We start from the raw sequence: 25,151 nt of genomic DNA, 5'->3' as shown, positions 1-25,151 counted from the left end.
GGCCATTCCGAACCTGTCTGTCGACAGGTTAATTCTCGGTGACCTTAAACCAACTTTTGAGACAACCTCTTACTTATGTATTAGCTCAACTTTCTAATTATCACCACCAATGGGCGAAAAATCTACCTCTTTTACTGCATTCAGGTAAGCTTCCCAATTGGCACTATACCATTCCTCTACTTTTTGTTTTACCTCTTGCAGTTGGTTGGAAGCCCTTTCTAACAGTCGCTGTTGGGTTGGCCCCGGTTTATCATAAGAACCGCTCACCGATCTCATGGCCGTAAACACATGAGAAAGTACAGGAGTAGGGCCATCGCCACCACCTCCAAAGAAACCTCTTCCACTACTACCTATGAGTCCTTGTAGTTCTTCCAGTTGCTTTTTCACATCGTTGCTCTTGGTGCGTAGGCCATTGTATTGTGGTCCTCTCTTACCCTGAAGGGCAGCAATTACCTTGTCAACCGACTGAATACTTTCATTGACCTTACCACTCAGCTGCATCACCTCGTTAGAAACCACGCCAATCTGCCGCAACATATCTCTTCGGGCAATCAGGGCATCCATTGAGAACTCTTCTCTTGGATCCATTTTAAACTCAACAGTGGTTTCGTCAGAAGCACCATCTACTGTAATTTTCACCCTATACTGACCGGGCAAGGCAGGAGTTCCGCCTCTGAAGAAGCGACTGGCAAACTGATTGGGAGAATCTTCTGTATCGTCTTCCGATTCCGGAGGGTCTTCATCGAATCTCCACTCCGCCACGTTCAACCCATCTTGAACCGGTACAGAAAGAGTTCTAACCACATTTCCCTGGGCATCCATAACTTCTACCGTTGCCTGAGGACCTCTCTGACCTCCACGGCCTCCACCAAAGCGACCATTACCACCACCTCCGGCACCGGCTCTTGCTCTAAAGGCGGCCATTTGCTCTTCAGTTGGCTGACCTCCTCCCGGACGTGCTCCTGCAGGCCTTTCGGGCGTAGCAGGCTTTTTAGCAAAAAACTTAATCAGTGCCGCCCCATTCGATCGGTTTTCTCCTTCATAGGTTGCGCTACCCGGATTGGCAGGACCATTGGCCGAACGGTTGCTCACCATGTAGGCCGTAACGGTCGGTACGGCTGTAACTTTTGCCGCGGCAACCGTAGCCTGCCCTTTTGAAGCCAATACCCGCAATGGGTTAATATCATCAAGCACCCATATTCCTCTTCCAAAAGTTCCCATCACCAGATCGCTCTCCCGCTCCTGAATCACCAAATCCATAGTAGACACACTGGGATATCCATTATTGAATTTGCTCCAGGTTTTCGCTCCATCTATACTGATGTAAAGACCATGCTCTGTTCCGAAAAACATCAGGTTGGGCTCCACCGGATCTTGCACATATGAGAGGGCATAGCCAAATACATCGGACTCCTTTACCAATGGTTCCCAGGTTTTGCCGTAATTTCTGGTACGCATGAGGTACGGTTTAAAATCGAACCTGCGGTAATTGTTAATTACTGCTACTGCTTCCCCGTCATTATAGCGTGAAGCTTTTATTTGAGCCACCCAGCTGCCTGCCGGCACTCCTTTAAGGTTAGAGGCCACATTGGTCCATGTATTGCCACCGTCTCGGGTAATCTGAATATTACCGTCATCCGTTCCTGCCCAAATCACCCCTCTTTCCCTAGGGCTGGGTTCTATAACCAATATAGTGGTGTAGTTTTCAGCTCCAGTAGCATCACGGGTCAATCCACCGCTTTCATTCTGCTTTTGCTTTTCCGGATCGTTAGTAGTCAAATCCGGTGAAATGACCGTCCAATCGTCACCTTTATTCGTGCTTTTATGTACAAACTGACTACCAAAATAAATGGTATTGTTATCGAACGGATCTTGTGCTATAGCGGCATTCCAGTTGAATCTAAGGTTCACCCCTGGGTCTTCATGTGTTGGTTTAATGAATTTTGAACGTCCTGTAACCTTATCGTACCTCAACACATTTCCTTGCTGCGACATGGCATAACCATAACGCGAATCGTCAGGATCGGGCACCACGTCAAAACCATCACCTCCCGCTACGGACATAAAGTAGTCGTTACGTATGCCGTCTCTGGTCCAAATGTAGGCAGGCCCGGTCCAGCTACCATTATCTTGCAGACCGCCATACACATTGTAAGGAATCTCGTTGTCTACTGCGACATGATAAAACTGCCCCAGTGGAAGATTCTCTACAAATTGCCAGGTTTTTCCCATGTCGCGGGTAATGGCCATTCCCCCATCGTTGCCCAAAATCATATACTTAGGGTTGTCTGGGTGAATGTACAAGGCATGATTATCTACATGAATCAGGTTATTTGGAATAAGCCGCTCGAATGATTTTCCACCATCTTCACTTCTGTTCACGTAGGTGAAGATGCTGTACAGTCTGTTTTCGTTCTGAGGATCTACATAGATATCGAAGTAATAAAATGGGCGATTGCCAATCTCCGATTTATTGTTAATCATAGTCCACTTAAAACCACCATCATCTGAACGATAAAGCGCGTTTTCTTTGGCTTCAATAATGGCATATACTCTATTAGGATTGTTAGTGGCAAAGGCCAATCCCATTCTACCCAAATCTCCCTCGGGCAAACCATTCTTTTCAGCAGTTTGTTGGGTCCAGGTTTTACCACCATCAAGCGTCATATACAGTCCGGAACTCGGACCTCCTGATTCAAAAAACCATGGCTTTCTGCGGTGCTGCCACATGTTCACCAATAGCTTGTTGGGGTTGGCCGGATCCATCACCATGTCACCCACCCCTGTCATCTGATCTACATAAAGTATCTTCTTCCAGGTTTCGCCACCATCGGTAGTTTTAAACACACCACGCTCTTCATGGTCTCCCCAGGGAGAACCAATAGCTCCAATGTAAACTGTATTCGGGTCATCGGGGTGAATGATAATTCGGTGCACATTGCGGGTTTTTTCCAGCCCCATGAGCTGCCAGGTCTTGCCGGCATCGAGGCTTCGGTACACACCATATCCTCCCGTTAAACTATTTCTTGGGTTACCTTCTCCGGTACCTACCCATACCACATCGGGGTTTTTCTGACTAACGGCAACAGCACCTATCGATAAAGCCAGCTCAGAGTCAAAAATAGGCTCCCAGGCAATACCTCCGCTCTCCGATTTCCATAAACCACCGGAAGCTGAACCGGCATAAATAATTTCAGGTTGATCTCGCACCACATCTACCGTGGTGATTCTGCCACTCATACTACCAGGGCCAATGCTCCGGGGTTTAAGCGACTCCATAGCACTAAAGTTGATTTGCTGTGCCTGCACTGAAAACATCAGTAAAAAAGAGGCTACAACCATCATCCAAAAGCGCTTTTGGCGATGATTAGAATGTTGAAGATTCTGCATAGTTTAAAAAGGTTGATTTCGCTTTGGACAAGTAAGTAATTGAAAAGTTTATTGCCTGATTTGAAAATGGTATGAGCGGTAAGCCCAATGCCTCAGCTACTACCATTCAAAGCGAGCTCCTTGGGCAAGTGGTGGCTTCTTAGTAAATTCCTCAGCCTTAAACTATAAGACCATGAACATCTCTCAACTCACCTCTTGTTTATCACTATTTTTCTGCCTCACACTCTCTCTTTCTGCTCAGGTTTCTCATAAGCTCGAAATGCTGGACATCTTTAATCTGGAGTATGTTTCTGACCCTCAAATTTCGCCCGATGGCCAGCGCATAGTATATGTAAGAAACTTCAAGGACATAATGACAGATCGTAACCTGTCGAATCTATGGATTGTTAATTTCGATGGAAGTCAAAATCGGCCATTGACCACAGGAGAACAAAGCGACCGATCGCCAGTATGGTCGAATGATGGCTCAAAGCTGGCCTACATCTCCAACAAATCGGGAAAAACAGAACTGTACTTGCGCTGGATGGACACCGGTCATGAGATGGTTCTGGTCAATTCGGAAAAAACTCCCGGTAATATCACCTGGTCTCCTGACGATAGGTTTCTAGCATTCAGCATGTTTGTTCCGGAGCCCCAAGCCTCTCCCATTAAAATGCCAGCCAAACCAGCCGGAGCGGAATGGAATGCTCCGCCCAAGTATGTAGACAAACTGGTTTGGCGAATGGATGGTGTGGGTGAGCTCCCCTCAGGGCACCAGCAGCTCTTTACCGTACCCGTTTCGGGTGGAACACCCCGGCAGCTTACCAGCGCACCCTATAACCACTCTTCTCCGGAATGGAGCAAAGATGGCCGACTGATTTACTTTAATGCCAACATGCGAGAAGATGCTGAACTGGAAGCTCAGGACTCTGACATTTACACCATAGAGCTTAGCACAGGAGCCATTAAGAAAATCACTAACCGCTACGGCCCGGACAGCAGCCCGAAAATATCGCCAAACGGAAGGCAACTGGCCTATTTGGGGTATAATGATGAATACAAAGGCTACCAACTGAGCCGACTGTACGTTGCTGAAGCCAACGGAGCCAATCCGAAGTTAATTTCCGGTAATCTGGATAGAGACGTGAACAGTATTCACTGGGCAACCGATGGTAAAAGTCTTTATTTTCAGTATGTAGACAAGGGACATACTAAAATTGGCAACATCACGCTGGATGGTAAAGTTACAGAAGTTGCCGCTGGTTTAGGCGGAATGTCTCTCGGAAGGCCCTATACCTCGGGTGCCTATAGCATAGCCAGGAATGGACGCTATGCCTATACCTGGGCCGAAACTCACGAACCAGCCGATTTAGGAGCCGGAGAAGCAGGTAAAAATAAGCGACTGACGTGGGTAAACGAAGACCTCTTCGGACACAAAAAACTGGGCAGTATTGAAGAAATATGGTACAAATCATCTGCCGATGGACTGGACATTAATGGCTGGATAGTAACTCCTCCGGATTTTGACCCGGGTAAGAAATACCCATTGATTCTTGAGATTCATGGAGGTCCATTCTCAAGCTATGGCCCAGTATTTTCTGGCGAAATTCAGCTGATGGCTGCAGCCGGATATGTAGTGCTTTATACAAATCCCAGAGGCAGCACCAGTTATGGTGAAGCCTTTGGCAATGAGATTAACAAAAATTACCCCAGCCATGACTATGACGACCTGATGTCGGGTGTGGATGAGCTTATAAAACGGAGCTATATCGATGAAAATCAACTCTTTGTCACCGGAGGATCAGGAGGCGGTGTGCTTACCTCATGGATTGTTGGCAAAACCAATAGGTTTAGAGCTGCTGTAGTCGCTAAACCGGTCATTAACTGGTACAGCTGGTCGCTCAATGCAGATATGTCGGCCTTTGCTACCCGCTATTGGTTTGAGAAAAAGCCTTGGGAAGACCCTGAAAAGTACCTCAAACACTCTCCTATTTCGCTGGTAGGGAATGTAACTACTCCTACCATGCTTTTAACAGGAGAAGCCGACCTGAGAACACCTATTCATGAGTCGGAGCAGTTTTATACGGCTCTTAAGCTAAGAGGCATAGAAACGGCTATGGTCCGCATTCCGGGAGCATTTCATGGCATTGCAGCCCGCCCCAGCAACCTCATTGCCAAAGTGTCGGCCATACTCACATGGTTTGACAAATACCGTACTGAAACGGTAGATCTGGAGAGAAAGAGATAAATTCCAAAAATGGGGAAGCAGAAGGCGTTTATTTGCCTTGCCTGAGTCTACTAAAAAAGGAATCGCGATAAGCCTGGCTCAACGGAATTTTGGATTTACCAATACTCACCTGATGCGCCTCAAAAGAATTGAGGTGCTTCAGGTTGATGATGTATGACTTATGGATTCTTACAAAGGGGGCCGGCAGGCTGGCTTCCAATTCTTTCATGGTTTGAAGGCTCATAATTTTGCCTTTAGCCGTATGGTAAGTGACATAATTGCCACTGCCTTCTAAAAAGTACACCTCATCCACAGATACTTTATGGGTTTCGGTACCGCTTTTAATTAACAGATAGGTTTCTTCATTACCCACAGGCTCTACTGAAGTAGTCAAAGGCTTTGTCTGGGCCATAGCTCGCTCGCAAGCCTTTACAAAACGCGCAAAGTCTACCGGTTTCAACAGGTAATCTACGGCCTCTACTTCAAACCCCTCTACGGCATATTCCGAATAGGCCGTGGTAAAAATTATTTTAGGAGGTTTTTGAAGAAGCCGGGCTAGTTCCATTCCGCTAAGATCGGGCATGTTAATATCCAAGAACATAAGGTCTACCGGATGCTTTCTGAGATAGTCGAGTGCATGCATGCCATGCCGGAAAGTGGCCACAAGTTCAAGCCCCGGCACTTTACCAATATAATCGACCATTACTTCCAAAGCCATAGGTTCGTCTTCAACAGCAATTGTCTTAAAGGGTTGCACCATTACATTGTTCATTAGTTCTTACAATCTACTTTCAATTGCACGCGATACCAATTTTCTTCTGTGCTTATCTCCAACTGGTGTTTTTCCGGGTAAATTAATTTGAGCCGTTGTGTGGCATTTTGCAAACCTATACCCCCAACCTCTTTAGAGTTGACCTTATGAATAGTGTTCTGCAGGGTAAACAGAAGATGCCCGTTTTCTACCTTACAGCTAAGCGCTATAGCCGATGGCCTAGTCAGTGAAATACCATACTGAAAGGCATTTTCTACGAAAGGAATAAGTAAAAACGGAGCAATACGCAAACTCTCATCATCTTCCGGCCAGGTGCAGTTGATGGTTATAGGGTCACTCTCCTGAAATCGCAACTGTTGCAATTCAATGTAATTCTGAAGATACTCCATCTCTTTCCGCAGTGAAACCCTGTCGGCATTGGTTTCATAAAGCATGTAGCGCATAATACCCGCGAGCCTTGCTAGTTGTTCGGCTGTGGTATAGTCGCCATTCTTTCTGCTCATGGCAAACAAGTTATTGAGCGTATTAAAGAGAAAGTGCGGGTTAATCTGTGAACGCAGGAAATTAAGCTCAGAAGCCAGTTTTTCCCGCTCCAGTTCTTTCTGGTACTGCGTATCCCTAAGCCAGATCAGAAAGAATCCGTAGCCAAGTGATAGAAACAGAAAAAAGAAATTGAACACCAGCACCATACCAATTAACTCCCCATTGTACCAAGCTACCGGTCGGCCAAGTGTTTGTAGTAACAAGTAGTCGAAGGTAATTTCCAGCAGTGTGAGAAGCACAAAAGCTATTACAAGAGAAAGCACATATTGCTTACGCTTTCGTTTGGCCAGTTGCCTGGGCATCAGATAGAGCGCATTGCCATAAAAAATGACCACATTGATGATGGTTCCTACCAGCGAAGACCAAAAAAGACCTCCATCTTCTGCACTAAAATGTCCCATGGTAAGACCAAAAGCCGGCCAGGTGAGAACAAATAACCCTATCAGCCACAGACCACTCTCAAAAATGCGCAAAACGGTTTTCATAGTCGTTAAACTACAAGTTTTGACGCTTATCTCCTGCTACTATTGATGAAAGCCCGGTAACAATGGATAAACCCGCACTTTGGATTGACAAGACCGACTCATCAATTATTTCAGGCCTTACAACCAGTATTTGGCATCGTTGATGGATTTCATTTTTGCGGTATGCTCAACAAACCTAGTTTTGACCAAAACTCAGAAAATGAAACAGTTATATACTTTAATGATGGCCCTACTGGTTTGTACAACCGGCCTGGGACAAACAAACAAAAAAGAATCGATCGACCGATTTTTGGAATTGCTCCACGAAAACCAACAAAATATGGGGGTGGTAGCCATTTATACCAATGGCAAGGAAGAGTATAGCAAGGCTGCCGGATGGATTAACGCAGAGAATAAGAAGCCGTTGGCCGGTGACACCCGATTCCGAATTGGTTCCATTAGCAAGATGTTTACTGCGGTGCTGGTTTTCCAGTCTATTGAAGCCGGGCAATTGAGTTTGGATACTAAGCTATCGAAATTCTACCCGGGCATAAAAAATGCCGATCGGATCACAATTTCCCATATGCTTCACCATAAAAGCGGCATTCCCAACTTCACCAGTTCACCGGTGTATCGCGAAAAAATGTATAAGGGCATGACTGAAAAAGAGGTGATAGCCCTTATAGAAAGCCTGCCTGTGGAGCTAGAACCCAATGCACAAACTTCATATTCCAATTCTAACTATTACCTTTTGAGCCGCATTTTAGAAAAGGTTACTGGTGAGTCTTTTGCCAGGTTGCTGGATAAAAAAATCAGCCAACCTCTAAAACTCACGGCAACAAGCTATGGTAAGAAGATCAATGAAGCCGGTAATGAGGCTCACTCTTATAGTTTCGATGTCGCCAGTGGCAGCTGGAAACGCATGGAAGAAACTGAAATGGGTATTCCTCAAGGTGCAGGGGCCGTAGTATCGAACACCAGGGATCTGGCTACTTTTATTCAAGCACTTTTCGAGGGCAAACTTATATCGACAAAAAGTCTGAATGATATGAAAGCTATTGACCAGGGCTTAGGGCGCGGCATGATGGTCTTTCCCTTTTACGATCGGGTGGCCTATGGTCATAATGGGTCTATCGATGGATTTGAGTCGAGCCTGGCCTACTTTCCTGAAGAAAAAACGGCCTTGGTAATTTTATCGAATGCCGTTGGAGAATATGGGTTTAATAATGTGGCCTTGGGAGTGCTAAGCTACTGGTTCGACAAACCTTTTGAACTACCGAGCTTTTCAGACAAACCGGTTGAGTTGAGTTCAGAACAACTAAAGGCTTTCGAAGGCACCTTTGCCAATAGCAACTTGGGCATGAAAATTAAGCTTTGGGTTCAGGATGGAGCCCTGATGGCTCAGGCAGAAGGACAGTCGGGTTTTCCTCTGGCGGCCTTCGAAAACGATACGTTTAAGTTTTCTGCCGCTGGCATAGTCATTAAATTCCATGAGAACCGCGATAAGTTTACCCTACTGCAAGGTGGCGGTGAGTTTATCTTCGAAAAACAATAGTTATACGGACAGAAAATACGGCTTAGAGACTCAATTGACCTATTTTCTATGAAGCCCCCAACCGATAGGCATTCTATCGGGAAAGGGGCTTCTTTAATGGCCGACACTAGCCCCTTTTGCACACCCTTGTAAACTCACAATAGCTGCAACGCTCCAAATCATCTGTTTGGATAAATGGTACGGAAACATCGTAAATCTCCTGAACAAGCTCTTGCAGTCTCTCCGAAAAGGCTTCAATTTCAGCATCATCAAGTGTTTCACCGCCTTTGAGCCACTGGGTGCCTTCTCTAAGACTTTTCAGTGTAGTGATACCCACTTTTATGGGTTTTTGTACGTGGGGGCGCACCAATACGGCATACAAATAGGCCTGAAAACCCGATTTGTACTTGGGCTCATTGAAATGAAGTTCGAGTATTTCTTCGTCCGGCTTCGGGGAACGACCCTTCGGCACAAAATCTACCCTACCGGTTTTATAGTCGGTAATACGCAACACTCCATCTTTCTCGTCAATCCTGTCTATGGTTCCACTTATCCGAACAGTGCCCTTTCCTTCTACCTTTACCAGCTGTTCATAGCCATCTTCTTCTAACCCTATTACCTCAAAAGGTGCATCGGCCATGTCTAAGTCCAGCACCTTTTGTATCAGTTGCTCCATCACCTCTTTGGTTACCAGATCTCGTCCGGTAAGCTGTTGGTGGTCTTGAATAATCTTGTTTCGGTGCAAAGAGTCAATAAGCTGTTTCTCTACCTGTGCTTTGAGCAGCTTTATTTGCTCGGAGCCAATAGACCGGCCAACCCAGGGTCGGTAGAGGTACTCCAACACCTCATGAACCACAATGCCCAGATTGCGGGCATCAATATCCTCTTCCACATCTTCCTGCTCTTTAAAACCGGCCACGTTTTTCAGGTAAAACTTAAGCGGACAGGTAACATAGTTGGTCAATGAAGTGGGCGATAAAAACTTTGATTGCCCGGCCTCTGTCGTAAACCGGCCAAGCAAACGCATTACTTCTTCACTCTTCTGTACCTCAACCACCTCTGTTTCAGCCGCATCGGTTATCCAGCCCTCGTAGTTTTTTTCTTCAACCCGATAATGGCTTAGAGGAGCATATCGTTTCAGTTGCTGCAAAATAAACCGACTCTTCTCCCCAGAAGAATCTGCCTCGGTAGTGTTATCGTACACCCAATGTATTTGTTCAGCCCGCTGCATAAGCCGCTTAAAGTGGTAGGCATAAATGGCATCTTGTTCTTCGAAGGTGGGTAGCCCAAACACCCTTCGTAGTCCGTAAGGAATATATGAGTTGAGATTTCTGGCGGTGGGTAACTTGCCTTCGTTGGCCGAAAGCACCACCACCTGTTTAAAGTCAAGGGTTCTTGTTTCCAGAAAGCCCATAATCTGAATTCCCTGCACCGGTTCTCCCTCAAACGGAATCTTTACGGCTCTAAAGTGCTCCTGAATAATCTTTTTAATAAGCTTAAGGCTGAAGTCGGTTCTTCCTTCCAGATAATCGTTGAGCTGGTTAAGCGATTTGAGCAGAAAGTAAATAAACTCCTGATCAGTAAGTGCGGTGTTTTGTTCTTTGAACGTATAAAAAACTGCGGTGAGATAGTCTTTCAGCGCCTTATACAAGCCTTCCCAGCTTTTCTCGGCCTGCCAGAGTGTAGAGAGCTGCGAGCTCTGAATGAGTCTTGTCAACTCTGACTGACTCACTTTGGTGCGCTTTTCTCTCACCGCCCATTGGCTAAACTCCTGATATACTCCTCCATGAAAGACAGCAGCGTATGGATTGGCTAACAAAGGCCTAAGGTCGAAGGTATGAAAAACCCACTCCCCCTCCTGTTGACGGGCCTTGCGCATTAATTCCAGGTAGCTGAGCACAAAATCAAATACCACCGTAGATCGCATGGGATAGCCCATGGTTACGTTGATCTTATGTTTTTGGGCAGGCATGGCATACAACAATGGCACCAGCAGTTTTTCATCGGCCAGTACTATGGCTGTTTCTTCAGGCTTAGCTCCCCGGTCTATGAGCTCGGTAACCAAGCGTGCCCCTAGTTGTGCCTGGGCCATGTTTTGCGAAACACTGTGAAGGGTTACCTGCTTCGGCACCTCTAATGAGCGAGCGTCAAAAACCAGACTCTTGGGCCACTTGGCGGTATACTCTCTCAGAAAATTCCCGGCCTCCTCTTTCTTTTCTTGCAGGTAATACGAGTCGGCATCCCAATAGAGCTGCGCCTTACCCGATTTTACCAGAGCATCGAAAATCAATTCTTCTGATTTACTCAGTGCATTGAACCCACAGAAGTGGTAATGTACATATCGGTGATCGAAAGATTCTTGTGTCAGTACATTGGCCAGATTTCGGTACAGCATTCCCCCATAGGCCTTTTCTTCTTGAAGCAGCGTTTCCTGGTACTGCTCATAGACAGCTCCTACCTCTTTCCATATTTTGAGAAACTCGGTGAGCAGTTTTGTTTTTTCCTGTTTTTCTGTCAGCGTTCGGTAGCGAGCTATTATTTCCCTGAATTCATCGGAATAGCCGAACACATGGTCTATTTCCTTTATGTTTTGCAGGGCTGAATAGATCTTTTTGGCATCGGCCATATACCGGTCTATCTCATCGTAGTCTTTGAGAATAATCTTCCCCCAGGCATAGAAGTCATCAAACTGCAGGCTACTATCTTTCTTTTGGTAGATTTTGAAAAGGTGGAAGAGTAAGGTAAGCTCATCGGTAATGGTCAGGCCCGTCATGCGCTGCACAAACTCTTCTATGCTCAGTATGGCCGGTAGCATAAAGTTGCTTTCGCCATGCGCAGCCAATAAGGCCCTCTTAAAAAACACTCCTCCACGCTTGGTTGGAAATACAAAGCAATGATTTTTGAGCTCACCCAACTGACTAACAGAAAACTGCTCAACAAGTAACTGATGGAACGTTTTCATACACCAACCTCCCTGATTAATACCGGTTCTACATAAACCAAAAACCCGCTAACATTGGAGTATCCCATAGCCTGAATGGCATGCATATATCGCTTAACCTGCTGCTGATGCGCTTCACTTTCCACTTCTTTTTTATAATCCACCACGATGGCTTTTTCTCCCTTCAGCATCAAACGGTCGGGCTTATGCTCACGCCCCTCAAACCATAAAGTGCGTTCGTTGTACACCTCATAATCACCAGAAAACCAATCGCATAGCTTCTCTTCCTCAAAAAGTCTTTCGATTCGCTTTTCTACCTCCCGGGCTATTTCTTGGTTAAACTCTCCTGCCTGTACCCGTTGCCTCAAAACCACAGGCAAATCTTCTTTCATCAATACATCGGAGAGCACATCGTGCACCTGATTGCCCAGAGTAATTTTTCTGGCTTGTTCAGTTTGTTGAAGCATAAAAAAACGTTCGGAATCATTTCTGATACTCAGTTTTTCGAGAAAGGAATCTTCCGGATATATCTTTAACACCTCCGCATCGGAAGCCGAATCGGTGCCACTTACTTTTTCATGTTCTTCTCCCAACTCCCATTGCGTTCCTCCATCGGTTTCGGTGGTCTTCATACCAATGTCCTCCACCAGATCAACCAGCAGTTGATGAATGCTTTGCCCCCCCGATCGGGTGGCCGGGGCAGAAAGGTACAGCTTCTCCCGCGGGCGCGTAAAGGCCACGTAGGTTTTATTGAGAATATCTAAAGCCGACTCTTCTGCCTCACGGAGGTAATCATCGGCAAAATGAGAATCCATAAGCAGTCCCTTGCTGAAATCGAGGGGAATAAACCGAAGCTCTTGCATGTCTTCCGGAGTGTTGGAGGTCCAGAACTGATGCATTTGAGCCGGAGGCAAAATTTGCCAGTTGGTGAAGGGAATAAACACTATGGGAGCCTCAAGTCCTTTCGACTTGTGGATGGTAAGAATCCGTATGGCATTGGCATGCTCGCTGGTAGCCACCGTTTGGTTATCTCCTTCTTTTTCCCACCACTCCAGGAAACTACTTACAGAACTGCGTCCTTTTTGTCCCTGTTCGAGTACCAGATCGAGCAGTTGCTGCAGGTAAATATCAGATTGATTGCTGAAGTCAAAAATGATGAGCAATTCACAAATAAGATCGAAAAGCGACTGCTGCTTAAGCCTGTGCATTTGCTCAAAAAAAGCCGGAGGAAAGCCTGCATCCTGCAGAGTTATTCGCTCACCCGGGCGGGTTTCCACTACGGGTTGATAGGCTTTACCTTTCAGCCTGCAGTATAACACCATCAGGTTGAGTAAGCGTACATCGTCATTATCGGTTTGCAAATAGGCCAATAGCTCAAGAACAAAAACCACTAAATCGCTTTGGCTGAGCTTAAGCGAATCACCATTAATAAAAGGTACTCTGGCCTGAAGAAAGGCATTGGCCACGTCTGGTATTTCGCTATTGCGATTTACCAAAACCAGCATATCACCATAGCTATAACCCAGTTCGATGTTTTGAGCTATTTTAGCCATGAGGTGGCCCACAGAGGCCTCTTTCCAAAGGTCATCGTCCCAAAAAGAGACCTGTACAAAACCACCTTGCTGTTTCTTTATTTGCTGCGCATGATCTTGAAAGGCCAATTCGAAAAGTTCGCTATTTGCCAACGAGTCATTGGTCTTTAGCGCAGCAGGCAATTGGGCAAACAAAGCGTTGTTGAAAGATACAATCTGGCTAAGGCTTCTGTAATTATCTACCAGCCTCTTATCGGCATCGGCCGAATAAAAAGCACCCAGGTCTTGCCTTATTTGGGAGAGCAGAAGCCTCATATTTCCACCTCTGAAACGGTAGATAGACTGCTTTACATCTCCAACAATAAGTACCTCATGACCTTCTGAAAGGGCATTAATAATTAATGGTCTCAGGTTGTTCCACTGAAAATTGGAGGTATCCTGAAACTCATCGATCATAATGTGTTTATAACTGCTCCCCAGCTTCTCAAAAAGAAAAGGCGCATCGGCCTCATTGAGTACTTCTTTGAGTATACGGTTGGTATCTGAGATGAGCATTACGTTGTGCTCATCGCGATAATCTTTAAGTTGCAGGTTGAGTGATTCGAGTAGCCCAAAGGCATAAATATTTCGGAGTACTGCCCTGTTGGTGTTGTAGTTTTTCCTTTCTTTTAGAATAAAATGAAGGGCTTCATTGCCTAATATGGCCAACTGCTCTTCGCCCACCTGACAGGCCAACTCAAATTTCGGGCTTTTTTTTGCTCCCCATTTCATCTCTCCATCGAGAGCCTGAATAAATCGCTTTTTATGCTCAATATCGTATTCTTCTTTTTGGAGTGCATAAAAGGCTGCTAACGGCCCTGATCGGCTATAGTTAAAATCATTCACCGTCAGACCGTATTGATTCATAAGATCAAAAGCCTTGTTGGCAAATGATCTGGCGGTATTTTCGAACTTAGCCTTTTGAGCTTTAAGCCGGTCTATTACCTCCTTTAAAACCGAGAAGTTTACAGACTGCCCACTGAACCCTTCCTGAAAGGCTTCACTAAAAAGGTTGTTTCCCAACTTCTCTATTTGGCGGTCTACATTCCAACTTTTGTCGTTTTCTATTTGCTCTTTCGAAAACAGAGTAAGCCACTCTTTTACCTCCGGCTGCTGATCAATGGTTCGAAATAGGTTTTCGATAGTCTCGGTGAGCGCCAGTTTTTGATTCATTTCTACCTCATAGCTCAAGGGCAGGTTTAGTTCACGGGCAAAGGATTTTAATACCCGGGAAAAAAAGCTGTCTATGGTTGATACTTCAAACCGACTGTATTGATGAATGATGAGATCGTATGCTTCTTCGGCCCTTGAGGCTACTTGTTGAGCATCGAACCGCCCATCAAACTCACTAAGTAACACTTGCTGTAAATCGCTGAAGTTTCCGGAAGCCAGGTCTTGAAGAGCCTTTAATATCCTGGATTTCATTTCTTCTGTGGCCTTATTGGTGAAGGTAATGGCCAGAATATGTTTGAAGTCTTGCGGATTGGCGATAAGCAGCTTTACATATTCCTTCACCAGAGTGAAGGTTTTACCGGAGCCGGCAGAAGATTTGTAGACGGTTAATGCCAAGGGTTGCTGTGTTTGACATGAAATTAATTAATGATGGCATAAACTTGGACAGTTTATCGCACCAATTTAAAACTACCTCGATAGGTTTCTTCAAAACTAACTTCATTCAACCTACCGGCATAAAACACAATATAAGAGTAGTTGCCAGCAGGTGCCTCAGCTCCGTTGTAGTTACCATCCCAGCCCTCGGAGAGGTCTTCGGTGCTAAACACCACCGTACCCCACTTGTTGTAAATCTGCATGGAGTACTTGAGCGAACAGTCGGCAACGGGCTTAAAGGTATCGTTGGCACCATCGCCATTCGGGCTGAAAGCATTGGGGAAGAATATTTTTGGGAAACGCTCGGTCACGTCAATGGTCAAAGAGGTTTCACAGCCGTTGGCATCGACTATGCGTACATTGTAGCTCCCTTGGCTTAGTCCACTGGCATTGGCATCATCGGTAGTCGGGTTGTTGCTCCAGTAAAATTGGTAGTCGGGTGTGCCTCCTTTGGCATCGATATATGCCGTACCATTGGTGGCTTGCGGACAAATAGGGTCGTTAATCAGGCTCTCTAAATCGGGTTCCAGCAATGGGGGCTCTGTAATGGTAAAACCGGTACTTACCTGGCATCCGTTCTTATCGGTAACTATTACCTGGTAGGTTCCTGCTCTCAGGTTAGTATTCACATGGCTATTGGTAGTGGTTTGAGTGTTGCCTTTTATCCAGGTAAACTCATAATCGCCATTGGCAAAAGTCACACCGCCTGTCACCGTAATATCGGCCACTCCATTGGCTTCTTGAAAACAGCGTACGGGAAGAGTGACCGGCTGATCTAAAATACGTAGTTCATCGGGCTCTGCTACAGTAAAAGTTTCTGTGAGTACGCAGCCTAGTTCATCGGTAATGGTTGCAATATAGTCACCGGCCACCAGGTTATTGATTTGAGCACCCGTAAGACCATTATCCCAATTGACAGTGTAAGCACCGGGTTTACCCCCGGTTATGTTCAAGGCTATGTCTCCTGTACTTTCTCCAAAACATAAAACATCATCAATATTGGCTGTTACCTGTAGGGGTGAATAGACAACCACCTCTAGTTGATCGGAAAAACCTTCACAATCAGAGATTGCAGGGTTATATTCTCGGTACCATACCTTGCCACCGCTACCGTTGCCCCAATTTATAAAAACCTCATTGGCCGTTGGGTTAGAGTCCGGGGTAATGGTTCCTCCCTGAACAAACCACTGGTACTGCGACCCGTTAGTTTGAGGTGTAAAGTAGCGCACTCTATTTCTGTCGTCATAGCAAACCTCTGTATCGGAAGCGCCATCAGACTGAGGCAATGCCGGTTCCAATCGCTTGTTAATAATAACCGGAAGCTTAATGGTGTCACCTACGCAGCCTAAGCTATTGCGAGAAGTTACGGTAAGCGATGCCTGATCATTGGCTGCTCCCCAATTGACTGTTATGCTCTTGCCCGTGGTCGAAGAGGTTATCGTTCCTCCCTCAATACTCCATTCATAGGTATTAGAATCATCGCCAACGGCCGTATACTCAATACCTGTTACATCGGGGCAAACGGAAGCCGGGCCATTTATTTTTTCGAACTCTGTCTCCAGCACGGTCAATTGCTTAATCACTACTTCGGCTGTTCCACAAGAGCCCTGCCCATCGGAAGCCAAAAGCACCACTTCATATTCCCCGGGTTGGTTATACCTATAGGTTACACTTTCACCTTCGGCCGTATCGCCATTTCCAAAGTCCCATTGAAAGGTATTGAACCGCGGTTGTTCTCCTGCAGGAGTAATAAAAGAAGCGGAAAACTCAATCTCAGCATTTAAACAGGCTTTGTCCTGGATGACGCTGATAAACTCATCGTCTCCTTCTATCTTCAGGTTTAGATTTTCTAAGGCCACCCCGGCCGAGTAACCGAAAGATTCTGCATCTCCATAGCCATAAACAAAGGCTATTACCCCTTCTTCAGCCTCCAGTGTATGGTTTCCCCGAGAAATTTGAATACTGGCATATGCGGCATTTCCTACTTGAATAAAGCGGTTGGAAATGCTGCTGCCGTCCAGAAAAATATTATTAGTAGCTCCGGCTTCTGTAATCAGCGTCAAGTAGTATCTGTCAATCACCTCCACATCGAAGGCATTGAAGGTGACCTTATTTATGCGTTGCTCCAGAGGGCTTACCAAAATATAAAACGGGTCGGATTGGGTATTGTCGCAAGACCGCGAACGACTAAACTGCGCAAAGCTTATGGGCTTGTTAGAAGTTACGGTTCTTACCCCGCTCAAAGCCTTATTGATATAGTATTCTCCGGCATCCAGATTAATAACCGATTCGCCCGAAATATTCACCTCTGTGCCGTCTTCGGCTGCTATTATTTTAACATAGTCTCCTCCAAACCGGCTTTCATAAGGAATAAACATAAAATTTTTACCCCAGGTAGAAACAGGAAACATTTGTTCGAGCAGGTGATCGCGCGCGTCTCCACAACCACCCACATTGGTAAACACGTTTCCACCAAATACCGCAATATTCTTACAATCGTCCGAATCGCTGCTCACTGACCTGACGTAGGTTCCGGTCAGGTCTCCATCGGCTTTAATGTGATATACCTCCCCCGCATTCAGCGTAACCACGGTTGACTCACCGGCAATCAACCCGTTGTAGGTATTGGTCGATGGAATGATCTCCACTTCAGAGCCATCCTGAACCCCAACAATTATCATATTGGATTCCCTGGCGGCATTGATTCGGTCACCATCGGGTTCGTAATGGGCTGTTACATAGTATTCTTTTCCCAAGGCATTGATGGGGAGAATTACGGCCGCATCGGCACTAAAACTTCGTTTATTAAGGGCATAGACCGATATGGGTTTGTCCGAAGTCACATGAAGTCCTATGGGGAAAATACCTTCTTCGGTAGGCATGAATGTACCCGTAGGAATTTGTACGATTGACGATTCACCGGGAACCACATCAACTTCGAGATCGAATGAATTCAGCGGAGCGTTAATGCGCACCTTGGTTTCTTCCTTGGCTGAAAGGTAGATTTCTAACTGCACGTTGCCATCTTGGTTCTCCATAAAACCAAGCCAAAACTCACGCCCTTCGGTAGTTACCTGACCCCAAACGGTAAGTGTACATAAAAGTCCTAATACGGTGCTAAATAGTCTCCTCAATTCTATTACAGCTAAGTCTCTTCTTTTACAACTATCCGCAGCATATTCACCATTCTTCCTGACGATTTACCGATGAAAGGCCATGAATACCTGTAGTAGTTGTTTACTTCAATCTACATAGATAAGGATAAAAACTAACGAATAAGCTCAAAACTCCCTCTAAATGTTTGTTCATAGGTAGTATTATTGATTTCAACTACATAAAACATGATGTAAGAGTATTTTCCGGCCGGAGCCGGCTGTCCCTGGTAGGTACCATCCCACCCCTCCTGAATATTTTCGCTGGAAAAAACAACTGTACCCCACTTGTTATAGACTTGCATGGAAAAAGACAACTCACAGTCGGTCACTGCACGAAAGACATCGTTTACACCATCGCCATTCGGGCTGAACGCATTGGGCAAATTTACCTTGGGAAAACGTTCCTCAACAGTAAGGGTATGGCTGGTCTCGCAGCCGTTGGCATCTACAATGCGCACGGTATAGTTGCCCTGACTCAACCCGGTAGCATTGGCATTGTCTGTTGTTGGGTTGCTGCTCCAGAAAAACTGATAGTCGGGCACACCGCCTTTGGCATTGATAAACACTGAGCCATTGCTGGTTTGCGGGCAGATGGGGTCGTTGATTATAGATTCAATATCGGCCTCAAGCAAGGGGGGCTCGGTTATGACAAAGCTGGTGGTGGCCTGGCATCCGTTGGCATCGGTAATCGTGACGGTGTAATTCCCTGCCCTCAGACTGGTATTTACTCTGCTGGTGGTAGTGGTGGCGTTTCCATTACTCTCCCAGGTGTAACGATATTCTCCATTGCCAAATGTGGTTCCTCCTTCCACATTCACCTCTGCCACTCCGTTGGCCTCCTGAAAGCACCTTACGGGCTGTGTGGTTACGGTTCCAACCACCTCAAGGGGCTCTGGCTCGTCTACTGTAAAAGTTTCTGTGTGCTCGCAGCCCAATTCATCAGTTATAGTAGCCGTATAGTTACCGGCCACTAAACCACTTATGGAAGTACCGGTTGCACCATTGGACCAGGCTACGGTATAGTCCGATCCTTTTCCACCGGAAATGGCCAGCGTAATTGCTCCATTGGCCTCACCATTACACAATACATCTGATATAGTTGGGGTGGGCACTATAGGCGAATAGATGGTAACCTCAAGGAAGTCGGAATAACCTTCGCAGTCGGTAATCAATGGATTATATTCTCTGTACCAGATGCGCCCGCTGGCACTATTGCCCCAGTTTACAAACACTTCATTGCTGGTTGGGTCTGAATCGGCCGTAAAGCTGCCTCCACTTACAAACCATTGATATTGCGATCCGTTGGTTCGCGGAGTAAAATAGCGTACTCTGCTTCGGTCGGTATAACACACTTCTGAATGGCTGAAACCATCGGTTTGAGGAGCGAGCGGTTCTAGTCGTTGGTCTATTTTCACATTAAGCGTAACCGTATCTCCAATACACCCAATGGAATTAGTCACCAATACTTTCACTGAAGCATCGGCTTTGGCCACTCCCCAATCAACCCGAATATTATCTCCATTGTCCTGGGCAATCGTTCCGCCATCTACAAACCACTGGTAGGTATTACCGACCACTCCGTCTATGCTATAGGCAATATTAGTGACGTCCGGACAAACGGAAGCCGCTCCAATTATATCTCCATAGACAATATCTTCTACCTGAAAGGTTTTTGTAATGGTTTCTGAATTGCCGCATGAGCCGGTACCATCGGAGGCTATCATGGTGAGGGTATACTCTCCCGGAATAGTATATACATGCTGAACCTCTTTACCGGTGGCCGTTGTTCCATCACCAAAATCCCATTCAAACTCCGTATAAAGTGGGTTGAGACCAGGAGGCGTTTCAAAATCAACACTGAAGTCGATAAGCGAGTTGACACAGGCTTGGCTCACAATAATACCAATGTCTTCATCATCACCCTCCACCCTCAGGTTTAGATTTTCCAGTGATGCACCGGCCACATAGCCAAACGACTCTACCTGTCCAAAGGCATAGATATAGGCTATAAAGCCTCCACTGGAAGACAGGTTATAGTCTTGACCACGGTTGATCGTTAAGTTGGCAGCCGAATAATCGGTACCTGAAACTGCCTGAAAAACACCCGATGAAATGGCCGCTCCATCCAGAAACACGTTAGATGTATTGTTGGTGCGGGTTACAATGGTAAGGTAGTAGTCATCGAGTTGTGTGGCTTCCAGGGCGTTGAAATTGATCTCCTGAAGCTGTTGCTCGTTTGGACTGAGCATAATCATAAAGGGGTCGCCTGTACCCACTACCTGATTATTGTCGCAGCTCATAGTTAAGCTATATTGTGCCACCTGAACCGGTTTATCGGCTACAATAGATATTAACTCGTCTTCCACAAAAGTCTCATACTCACCAGCGTTGAGGGTATATTCAACCCCATTTCTGGTAAATTTTGTATCATCTTCCGAAGCCATTACCCTCAGCAAATAGGCTATGCGACCTTCGTAGGGCACTGCTATATAGTTTTTTCCCCAGGTGTTTACAGGATACATCTGTTCAAAGAGCTGATCGGCCGCAAAACCACCGGAGTAATCGGTGGTTCCCTGCGAGGCACTACAGTCTAAACCTCCGGTCACTCGGGTCCATTTGTTTCCTCCAAAAACCGCAAAATTCTTACAGTCATCAGCTTGCGCTGAAACTGAGCGTATGTAGGTTCCGGTAAGGTCGGCAAAGGCCTGCAGCTGATAAATTTCTCCACGGCTCAAGGTAATGGTAAACGGGTTTCCGGCCGGCTCACCACTTACCAAAAGTACGGAGGGAGTAATTTCAATGGTGGTATTATCTTCAGTGGCCACCACCAACAACTCTGAAGGACTAAGACTGGTTCCTATTGCATCGTTGGGACTATTTTCGAAGTAGGCCGATACATAGTACTCTTTACCAATTGAATTAATGGGCAAAACTACCGTGGCATCGGCACTGGCCTGCCGGTTGTTGAAGGCATATACACTTACGTTTTGGTTGGAAGTGACATGAACCGCTTTGCGCTCTATGGCTCCCGATGCTCGAGCGGCAAACTCGTTGTTGGTGCCAAAGCTCACTATTTCCTTGTGGGTAATACCCGGGGTTACCACCACAGTTCTTGTCTCATTGGTGTGATAGAGAAATATTTCCACATTGGCCACTACCTTAGAGGTAATGAAAATTTCTAGCGAAGATGGCGCCTGAGCATCATTGTTCTCCATATAGCCGAACCAGAAGTCTTTACCTTCTGTGGTTACCTGGGCCCAGGTATGGGTCCAAAGCACAATGGTCAGCATGGTTATAATTAGTCTCCTCAACTTTCCACCCGGTCTAGTTAGTCGTAATCCTAAATATGATCAATTGCCCACAAATTTGAATGTAAGCAGCACTGTTTTTTGCTAGCTTCTAATTTGACTAAAGGCATAACGCTAAGTTTAGCGAAAACGACATTCTTTCTTCCGCTCATTTGCATCTTGAACGATTATTGAATTGCTTTGAGGCAAAATTCAGCGCATGGAGATTAAAGCTAAGATTGAAAAGATACTTCCTACCCAACAAATAACCGGCACCTTTAAAAAACGAGAGTTCGTGGTTGAATATGCCGAAAACCCTCAGTACCCGGAGTTTATTAAGTTCGAATGCATTCAAGACAAGTGTGAATTGTTGGATAATTTTGCTCCGGGGCAAACAGTGATGGTTAGCTTTAACCTTAAAGGAAGAAAATGGACCGACCCTAAAAACGGTGAAGACAAGTATTTTAACTCTCTACAAGCCTGGAAAATTGCTACCGAAAGCAACAGTGCACCAGCCAGTGCAGCCAACGGAGCTCCGCCACCATCGGCTGCCGATGAACCCGATTGGTTGAGCGAAGATTCTGACGACTTACCCTTTTAACTGATGAAATACGATGTGGTAGTTATTGGTGGTGGTATAGTGGGACTTGCCACTGCCTACCAGCTCTTAAAAAAGAAACCACAGCTAAAGCTGATTTTGGTTGAAAAAGAGAAACAGCTCTGCCGACATCAGACGGGTAACAACAGCGGGGTTATTCACTCCGGGTTGTATTACAAACCGGGGAGCCTCAAAGCGAAAAACTGCATTAATGGCTACCAAATGCTTCTGGACTTCTGCAATGAGGAAGGGGTGCCTTATGAACTATGCGGCAAAGTGGTTGTAGCTACCGATGAGTTTCAAAAGCCCTTACTTGAAAACCTTTATAAAAGAGGGCTGGAAAACGGACTTCACGAAATATCTAAACTCAGCCTTGAACAACTTAAAGAGATTGAACCTCACGTAAATGGTATAGCAGCTATTAAAGTGCCATATACCGGCATTATAGACTATACTGCCGTGGCCGAGAAATATGCGGAAAAAATTCGGCAGTGGGGAGGCACCATTGTACTGGGAGAAAAAGTTACTGCCATTCGGGAAAAAGCGTCCTCTACCTGGGTTGAAACCCCCGCTCAGGCCTTAGAAACTGCACTAGTAATTAACTGCGGTGGGCTATATTCCGACAAACTGGCACGAAAAACTTCCGATGAGGTTGACCTCAAAATCATTCCTTTCAGGGGTGAATATTTCAAACTAAAACCGGAAAAAGAGTACCTCGTTAAACACCTTATTTATCCTGTACCCGACCCTAACTTCCCCTTTTTGGGCGTACACTTTACCCGCATGATCAATGGGGGTATTGAAGCCGGTCCAAATGCGGTTTTAGCCTTTAGAAGAGAGGGCTACAAAAAATCTCAGATTCATTTGGGCGAACTAATGGAATCGCTGTTTTGGCCGGGATTTCAAAAAGTGGCCTGGAAATACTGGAAAACCGGCATGGGCGAAATGTATCGTTCTTTTTCAAAGGCCGCTTTTACCAAGGCCCTTCAAAAACTTATTCCGGAAATTGAGGAAAACGATTTGGTTGATGGCGGTGCAGGTGTGCGTGCTCAGGCCTGCGACCGAACGGGAGGTCTTCTAGACGATTTTGCTATTTATGAGGCTAAAAATGCCATTAACGTGTGTAATGCACCAAGTCCGGCAGCCACCTCCTCACTTTCTATTGGCGATACGGTAAGTAATCTGGCCATACAGCGGTTTTGATTTTACAAAAGCCTAATGGCTTCATTTTTTGATTTAATTACGATTATCCTTAATTAGAAACATGAATATTTTTAGATCGGCATTAATGTGCCTTCTGCTTTTCACCAGCACCCTACTCACCGCTCAGGAATTCAACGTAATCTCCTACAATATTCGTTTCAACAATGCCTTTGACAATGAAAACTGGTGGGGACATAGGAAAGAGGCCGCCATTGCCTTGCTCAATGCCCATAGCCCGGTAGTTTTCGGAGTTCAGGAGGCCGTTCTCGGTCAAATGAAATATATCGATGACCACATGCCAGATTATAGCTATGTAGGCGTTGGCCGCGATGATGGGAAAGAGCAAGGAGAGTTTAGCGCGGTATTCTATGACAACCGACAGGTAGAACTGCTCACCTCAGGAACCTTCTGGCTATCACCTTCTCCCGAAATAGTATCGAAAGGCTGGGATGCGGCTCTCCCCAGAGTTTGTACCTATGCCGAGTTTGAACACAAAGCCAGCGGAAAGAAATTTTGGTTTTTCAACACCCACTTCGATCATGTGGGAGAAGAAGCCAGGGCTAATTCGGCTCAGCTCATTGTAGATAAAATAAAACAAATAGCCGGAGACAAGGCTCCTATTGTATTGAGTGGCGATTTTAATACCACTCCAGATAAAGCTCCTTATGGACGTATAACTGCTTTTATGGACGATGCTTCAGCACTAAGCCCATCGGGAATCAAAGGACCAATTGGCACCTTCAATGGTTTTAAGCTGGATGCTGAACTTAAAAATAGGATTGACTACGTTTTCACCAAAAACCTAAACGTGTTGAACTATGCCCACCTGGATACCAAAAGAGACAATGGACTTTGGGTAAGCGACCACCTGCCGGTGGTAGTTAAAATTGCTTTTCGTTGATAAACTCGAAAGCACGTATTTCGCTGTAAGTAAACTCTTCTCCCTTGCGCAAAAAGCCAACATGGCCTCCCCTTTCTGGTGTTTCCAGAAAGAGACTGGGATTCTTTTGAGCCATCTCATAAGGATAGCACCGCCCTTTAAGTAGTGGGTCGTTAAGTGCATTAATAATCAGACAAGGCCTATCTAGCTTCTCCAGAAACGGATAGGGATTGCAGTATTCATAAAAATCCTTGGCCGAACTAAAACCGTTCAATGGAGCTGAATATCGCTCATCGAACACCTGAAGTGAGGCAATATCGTCTATACCCGATAAGTCAATTTCCGGAAACTGAAGTGCTTTGGCCTTAATTTTAAGAATGAGTTTCTTCAGGAATCGCTGTTCATACAAGCGGTTTTCTTTTTGGTAAAGTGTTTCTACACTTTCGGGCAAATAACAAGGAGCAGAAATAGCCACGGCCGATCTCACCTGGGCGGGTAGCGGAAATTGGTCCAGCTCCCCAAGGTACCTGATGGTCTGCCCTCCACCCATGCTAATTCCCACCAAAGCCACTTCCTCATAGTCGCCAGATAGCAAAGCATGGTTGACCACTGTTCTCAGATCATAACTGGCGGCATGATGATAAAGTACTTTCTGTCGGTTCATTTCTCCATTGCATGTTCTGTTGTTCCAGGCCACTACGTCCCAACCATTCCCCACAAAGAGTTTTACAAGAGCCTTTACATAATGACGATTTGAGCCTCCCTCCAGACCATGGCTAACAACCAGCAGCCGCTGATTCCCTCCCTTCACCCAATCTATATTGAGAAAATCATCATCGGGGGTCTCAATCTTCTCCCGCTCGTAATTCACCCCTTTAATTTTACGCATCATACTAGGGTAAATGGTCTCTATGTGTTTATTAAACAGGTAAAAGGGAGGTCCTTGATACCTCGATTGAATTAAGGGCATTCTGTTTCATTTATCTTTGGTGCAAACAA

General features: G+C 45.7%; 13 protein-coding genes. 5 read left to right on the top strand and 8 right to left on the bottom strand.

What is annotated here, in order from left to right; translation table 11 throughout:
• Window positions 1–93 precede the first annotated feature (93 nt).
• Window positions 94–3,390, bottom strand: a complete 3,297-nt coding sequence (locus tag IE164_RS14620) for a VPS10 domain-containing protein (protein WP_308440973.1) — start codon at window positions 3,388–3,390, stop codon at window positions 94–96.
• Window positions 3,391–3,562: 172 nt separating this feature from the next.
• Between IE164_RS14620 and IE164_RS14615 the strand changes: the two genes are divergently transcribed.
• Window positions 3,563–5,617 carry a S9 family peptidase gene (locus IE164_RS14615; protein ID WP_189630997.1) on the top strand — a complete coding sequence of 685 codons (2,055 nt, stop codon included), beginning with the start codon at window positions 3,563–3,565 and terminating at the stop codon, window positions 5,615–5,617.
• A 28-nt stretch (window positions 5,618–5,645) separates the two neighbouring features.
• On the opposite strand, the gene IE164_RS14610 is transcribed toward IE164_RS14615, so the two are convergent.
• On the bottom strand, window positions 5,646–6,368 hold the full coding sequence (locus tag IE164_RS14610) for a LytR/AlgR family response regulator transcription factor (RefSeq protein WP_189630996.1): 723 nt from the start codon (window positions 6,366–6,368) through the stop codon (window positions 5,646–5,648).
• Window positions 6,368–7,396 carry a sensor histidine kinase gene (locus tag IE164_RS14605; protein WP_189630995.1) on the bottom strand — a complete coding sequence of 343 codons (1,029 nt, stop codon included), beginning with the start codon at window positions 7,394–7,396 and terminating at the stop codon, window positions 6,368–6,370. The genes IE164_RS14610 and IE164_RS14605 overlap by 1 nt, the downstream gene beginning before the upstream one ends.
• Window positions 7,397–7,595: 199 nt before the next feature.
• Here IE164_RS14605 and IE164_RS14600 point away from each other — a divergent pair, with 199 nt between their 5' ends.
• On the top strand, window positions 7,596–8,930 hold the full coding sequence (locus IE164_RS14600; protein ID WP_189630994.1) for a serine hydrolase domain-containing protein: 1,335 nt from the start codon (window positions 7,596–7,598) through the stop codon (window positions 8,928–8,930).
• A 106-nt stretch (window positions 8,931–9,036) separates the two neighbouring features.
• Here IE164_RS14600 and IE164_RS14595 read toward each other — a convergent pair whose 3' ends face one another.
• The 4 genes from IE164_RS14595 to IE164_RS14580 all read right to left on the bottom strand — a co-directional run bounded on the left by IE164_RS14595 (window position 9,037) and on the right by IE164_RS14580 (window position 21,495).
• Window positions 9,037–11,871 (bottom strand): PD-(D/E)XK nuclease family protein, encoded by a 2,835-nt coding sequence (locus tag IE164_RS14595; RefSeq protein WP_189630993.1) that lies wholly within the window; start codon window positions 11,869–11,871, stop codon window positions 9,037–9,039.
• The gene (locus IE164_RS14590; protein ID WP_189630992.1) at window positions 11,868–14,990 is read right to left on the bottom strand and encodes a UvrD-helicase domain-containing protein; all 3,123 of its coding nucleotides are present in this window, start codon (window positions 14,988–14,990) and stop codon (window positions 11,868–11,870) included. The genes IE164_RS14595 and IE164_RS14590 overlap by 4 nt, the downstream gene beginning before the upstream one ends.
• Window positions 14,991–15,043: 53 nt before the next feature.
• Window positions 15,044–18,163 (bottom strand): T9SS type B sorting domain-containing protein, encoded by a 3,120-nt coding sequence (locus IE164_RS14585; protein WP_189630991.1) that lies wholly within the window; start codon window positions 18,161–18,163, stop codon window positions 15,044–15,046.
• A 134-nt stretch (window positions 18,164–18,297) separates the two neighbouring features.
• The gene (locus IE164_RS14580; protein WP_189630990.1) at window positions 18,298–21,495 is read right to left on the bottom strand and encodes a T9SS type B sorting domain-containing protein; all 3,198 of its coding nucleotides are present in this window, start codon (window positions 21,493–21,495) and stop codon (window positions 18,298–18,300) included.
• 196 nt (window positions 21,496–21,691) lie between these two features.
• On the opposite strand from IE164_RS14580, the gene IE164_RS14575 reads away from it, so the two are divergent.
• The 3 genes from IE164_RS14575 to IE164_RS14565 all read left to right on the top strand — a co-directional run bounded on the left by IE164_RS14575 (window position 21,692) and on the right by IE164_RS14565 (window position 24,173).
• Window positions 21,692–22,072 carry a DUF3127 domain-containing protein gene (locus IE164_RS14575; RefSeq protein ID WP_189630989.1) on the top strand — a complete coding sequence of 127 codons (381 nt, stop codon included), beginning with the start codon at window positions 21,692–21,694 and terminating at the stop codon, window positions 22,070–22,072.
• 3 nt (window positions 22,073–22,075) lie between these two features.
• Window positions 22,076–23,272, top strand: coding sequence for an L-2-hydroxyglutarate dehydrogenase (gene lhgD / locus IE164_RS14570; RefSeq protein ID WP_189630988.1), 1,197 nt, complete (start codon window positions 22,076–22,078; stop codon window positions 23,270–23,272).
• 61 nt (window positions 23,273–23,333) lie between these two features.
• Window positions 23,334–24,173, top strand: coding sequence for an endonuclease/exonuclease/phosphatase family protein (locus IE164_RS14565; protein ID WP_189630987.1), 840 nt, complete (start codon window positions 23,334–23,336; stop codon window positions 24,171–24,173).
• On the opposite strand, the gene IE164_RS14560 is transcribed toward IE164_RS14565, so the two are convergent.
• A complete protein-coding gene (locus IE164_RS14560) occupies window positions 24,154–25,122 on the bottom strand; it encodes a YheT family hydrolase (RefSeq protein ID WP_189630986.1) in 969 nt (322 codons plus the stop codon). The two genes, IE164_RS14565 and IE164_RS14560, sit on opposite strands and share 20 nt — an antisense overlap.
• Between the last annotated feature and the right edge of the window lie 29 nt (window positions 25,123–25,151).

The sequence above is a fragment of the Roseivirga thermotolerans genome (genome assembly GCF_014653175.1).
Taxonomy (GTDB): Bacteria; Bacteroidota; Bacteroidia; order Cytophagales; family Cyclobacteriaceae; genus Roseivirga; species Roseivirga thermotolerans.
The sequence above is the reverse complement of the archived record's forward strand: the minus strand, read 5'-3'. Positions and strand labels throughout refer to the sequence as shown.

Excerpts from the sequence above, each read along its gene's own strand:
- lhgD (WP_189630988.1), top strand. The coding sequence starts at position 22,076 with ATGAAATACGATGTGGTAGTTATTGGTGGTGGTATAGTGGGACTTGCC.
- IE164_RS14560 (WP_189630986.1), bottom strand. The coding sequence starts at position 25,122 with ATGCCCTTAATTCAATCGAGGTATCAAGGACCTCCCTTTTACCTGTTT.
- IE164_RS14615 (WP_189630997.1), top strand. The coding sequence starts at position 3,563 with ATGAACATCTCTCAACTCACCTCTTGTTTATCACTATTTTTCTGCCTC.
- IE164_RS14610 (WP_189630996.1), bottom strand. The coding sequence starts at position 6,368 with ATGAACAATGTAATGGTGCAACCCTTTAAGACAATTGCTGTTGAAGAC.
- IE164_RS14595 (WP_189630993.1), bottom strand. The coding sequence starts at position 11,871 with ATGAAAACGTTCCATCAGTTACTTGTTGAGCAGTTTTCTGTTAGTCAG.
- IE164_RS14600 (WP_189630994.1), top strand. The coding sequence starts at position 7,596 with ATGAAACAGTTATATACTTTAATGATGGCCCTACTGGTTTGTACAACC.
- IE164_RS14605 (WP_189630995.1), bottom strand. The coding sequence starts at position 7,396 with ATGAAAACCGTTTTGCGCATTTTTGAGAGTGGTCTGTGGCTGATAGGG.
- IE164_RS14565 (WP_189630987.1), top strand. The coding sequence starts at position 23,334 with ATGAATATTTTTAGATCGGCATTAATGTGCCTTCTGCTTTTCACCAGC.
- IE164_RS14575 (WP_189630989.1), top strand. The coding sequence starts at position 21,692 with ATGGAGATTAAAGCTAAGATTGAAAAGATACTTCCTACCCAACAAATA.
- IE164_RS14620 (WP_308440973.1), bottom strand. The coding sequence starts at position 3,390 with ATGCAGAATCTTCAACATTCTAATCATCGCCAAAAGCGCTTTTGGATG.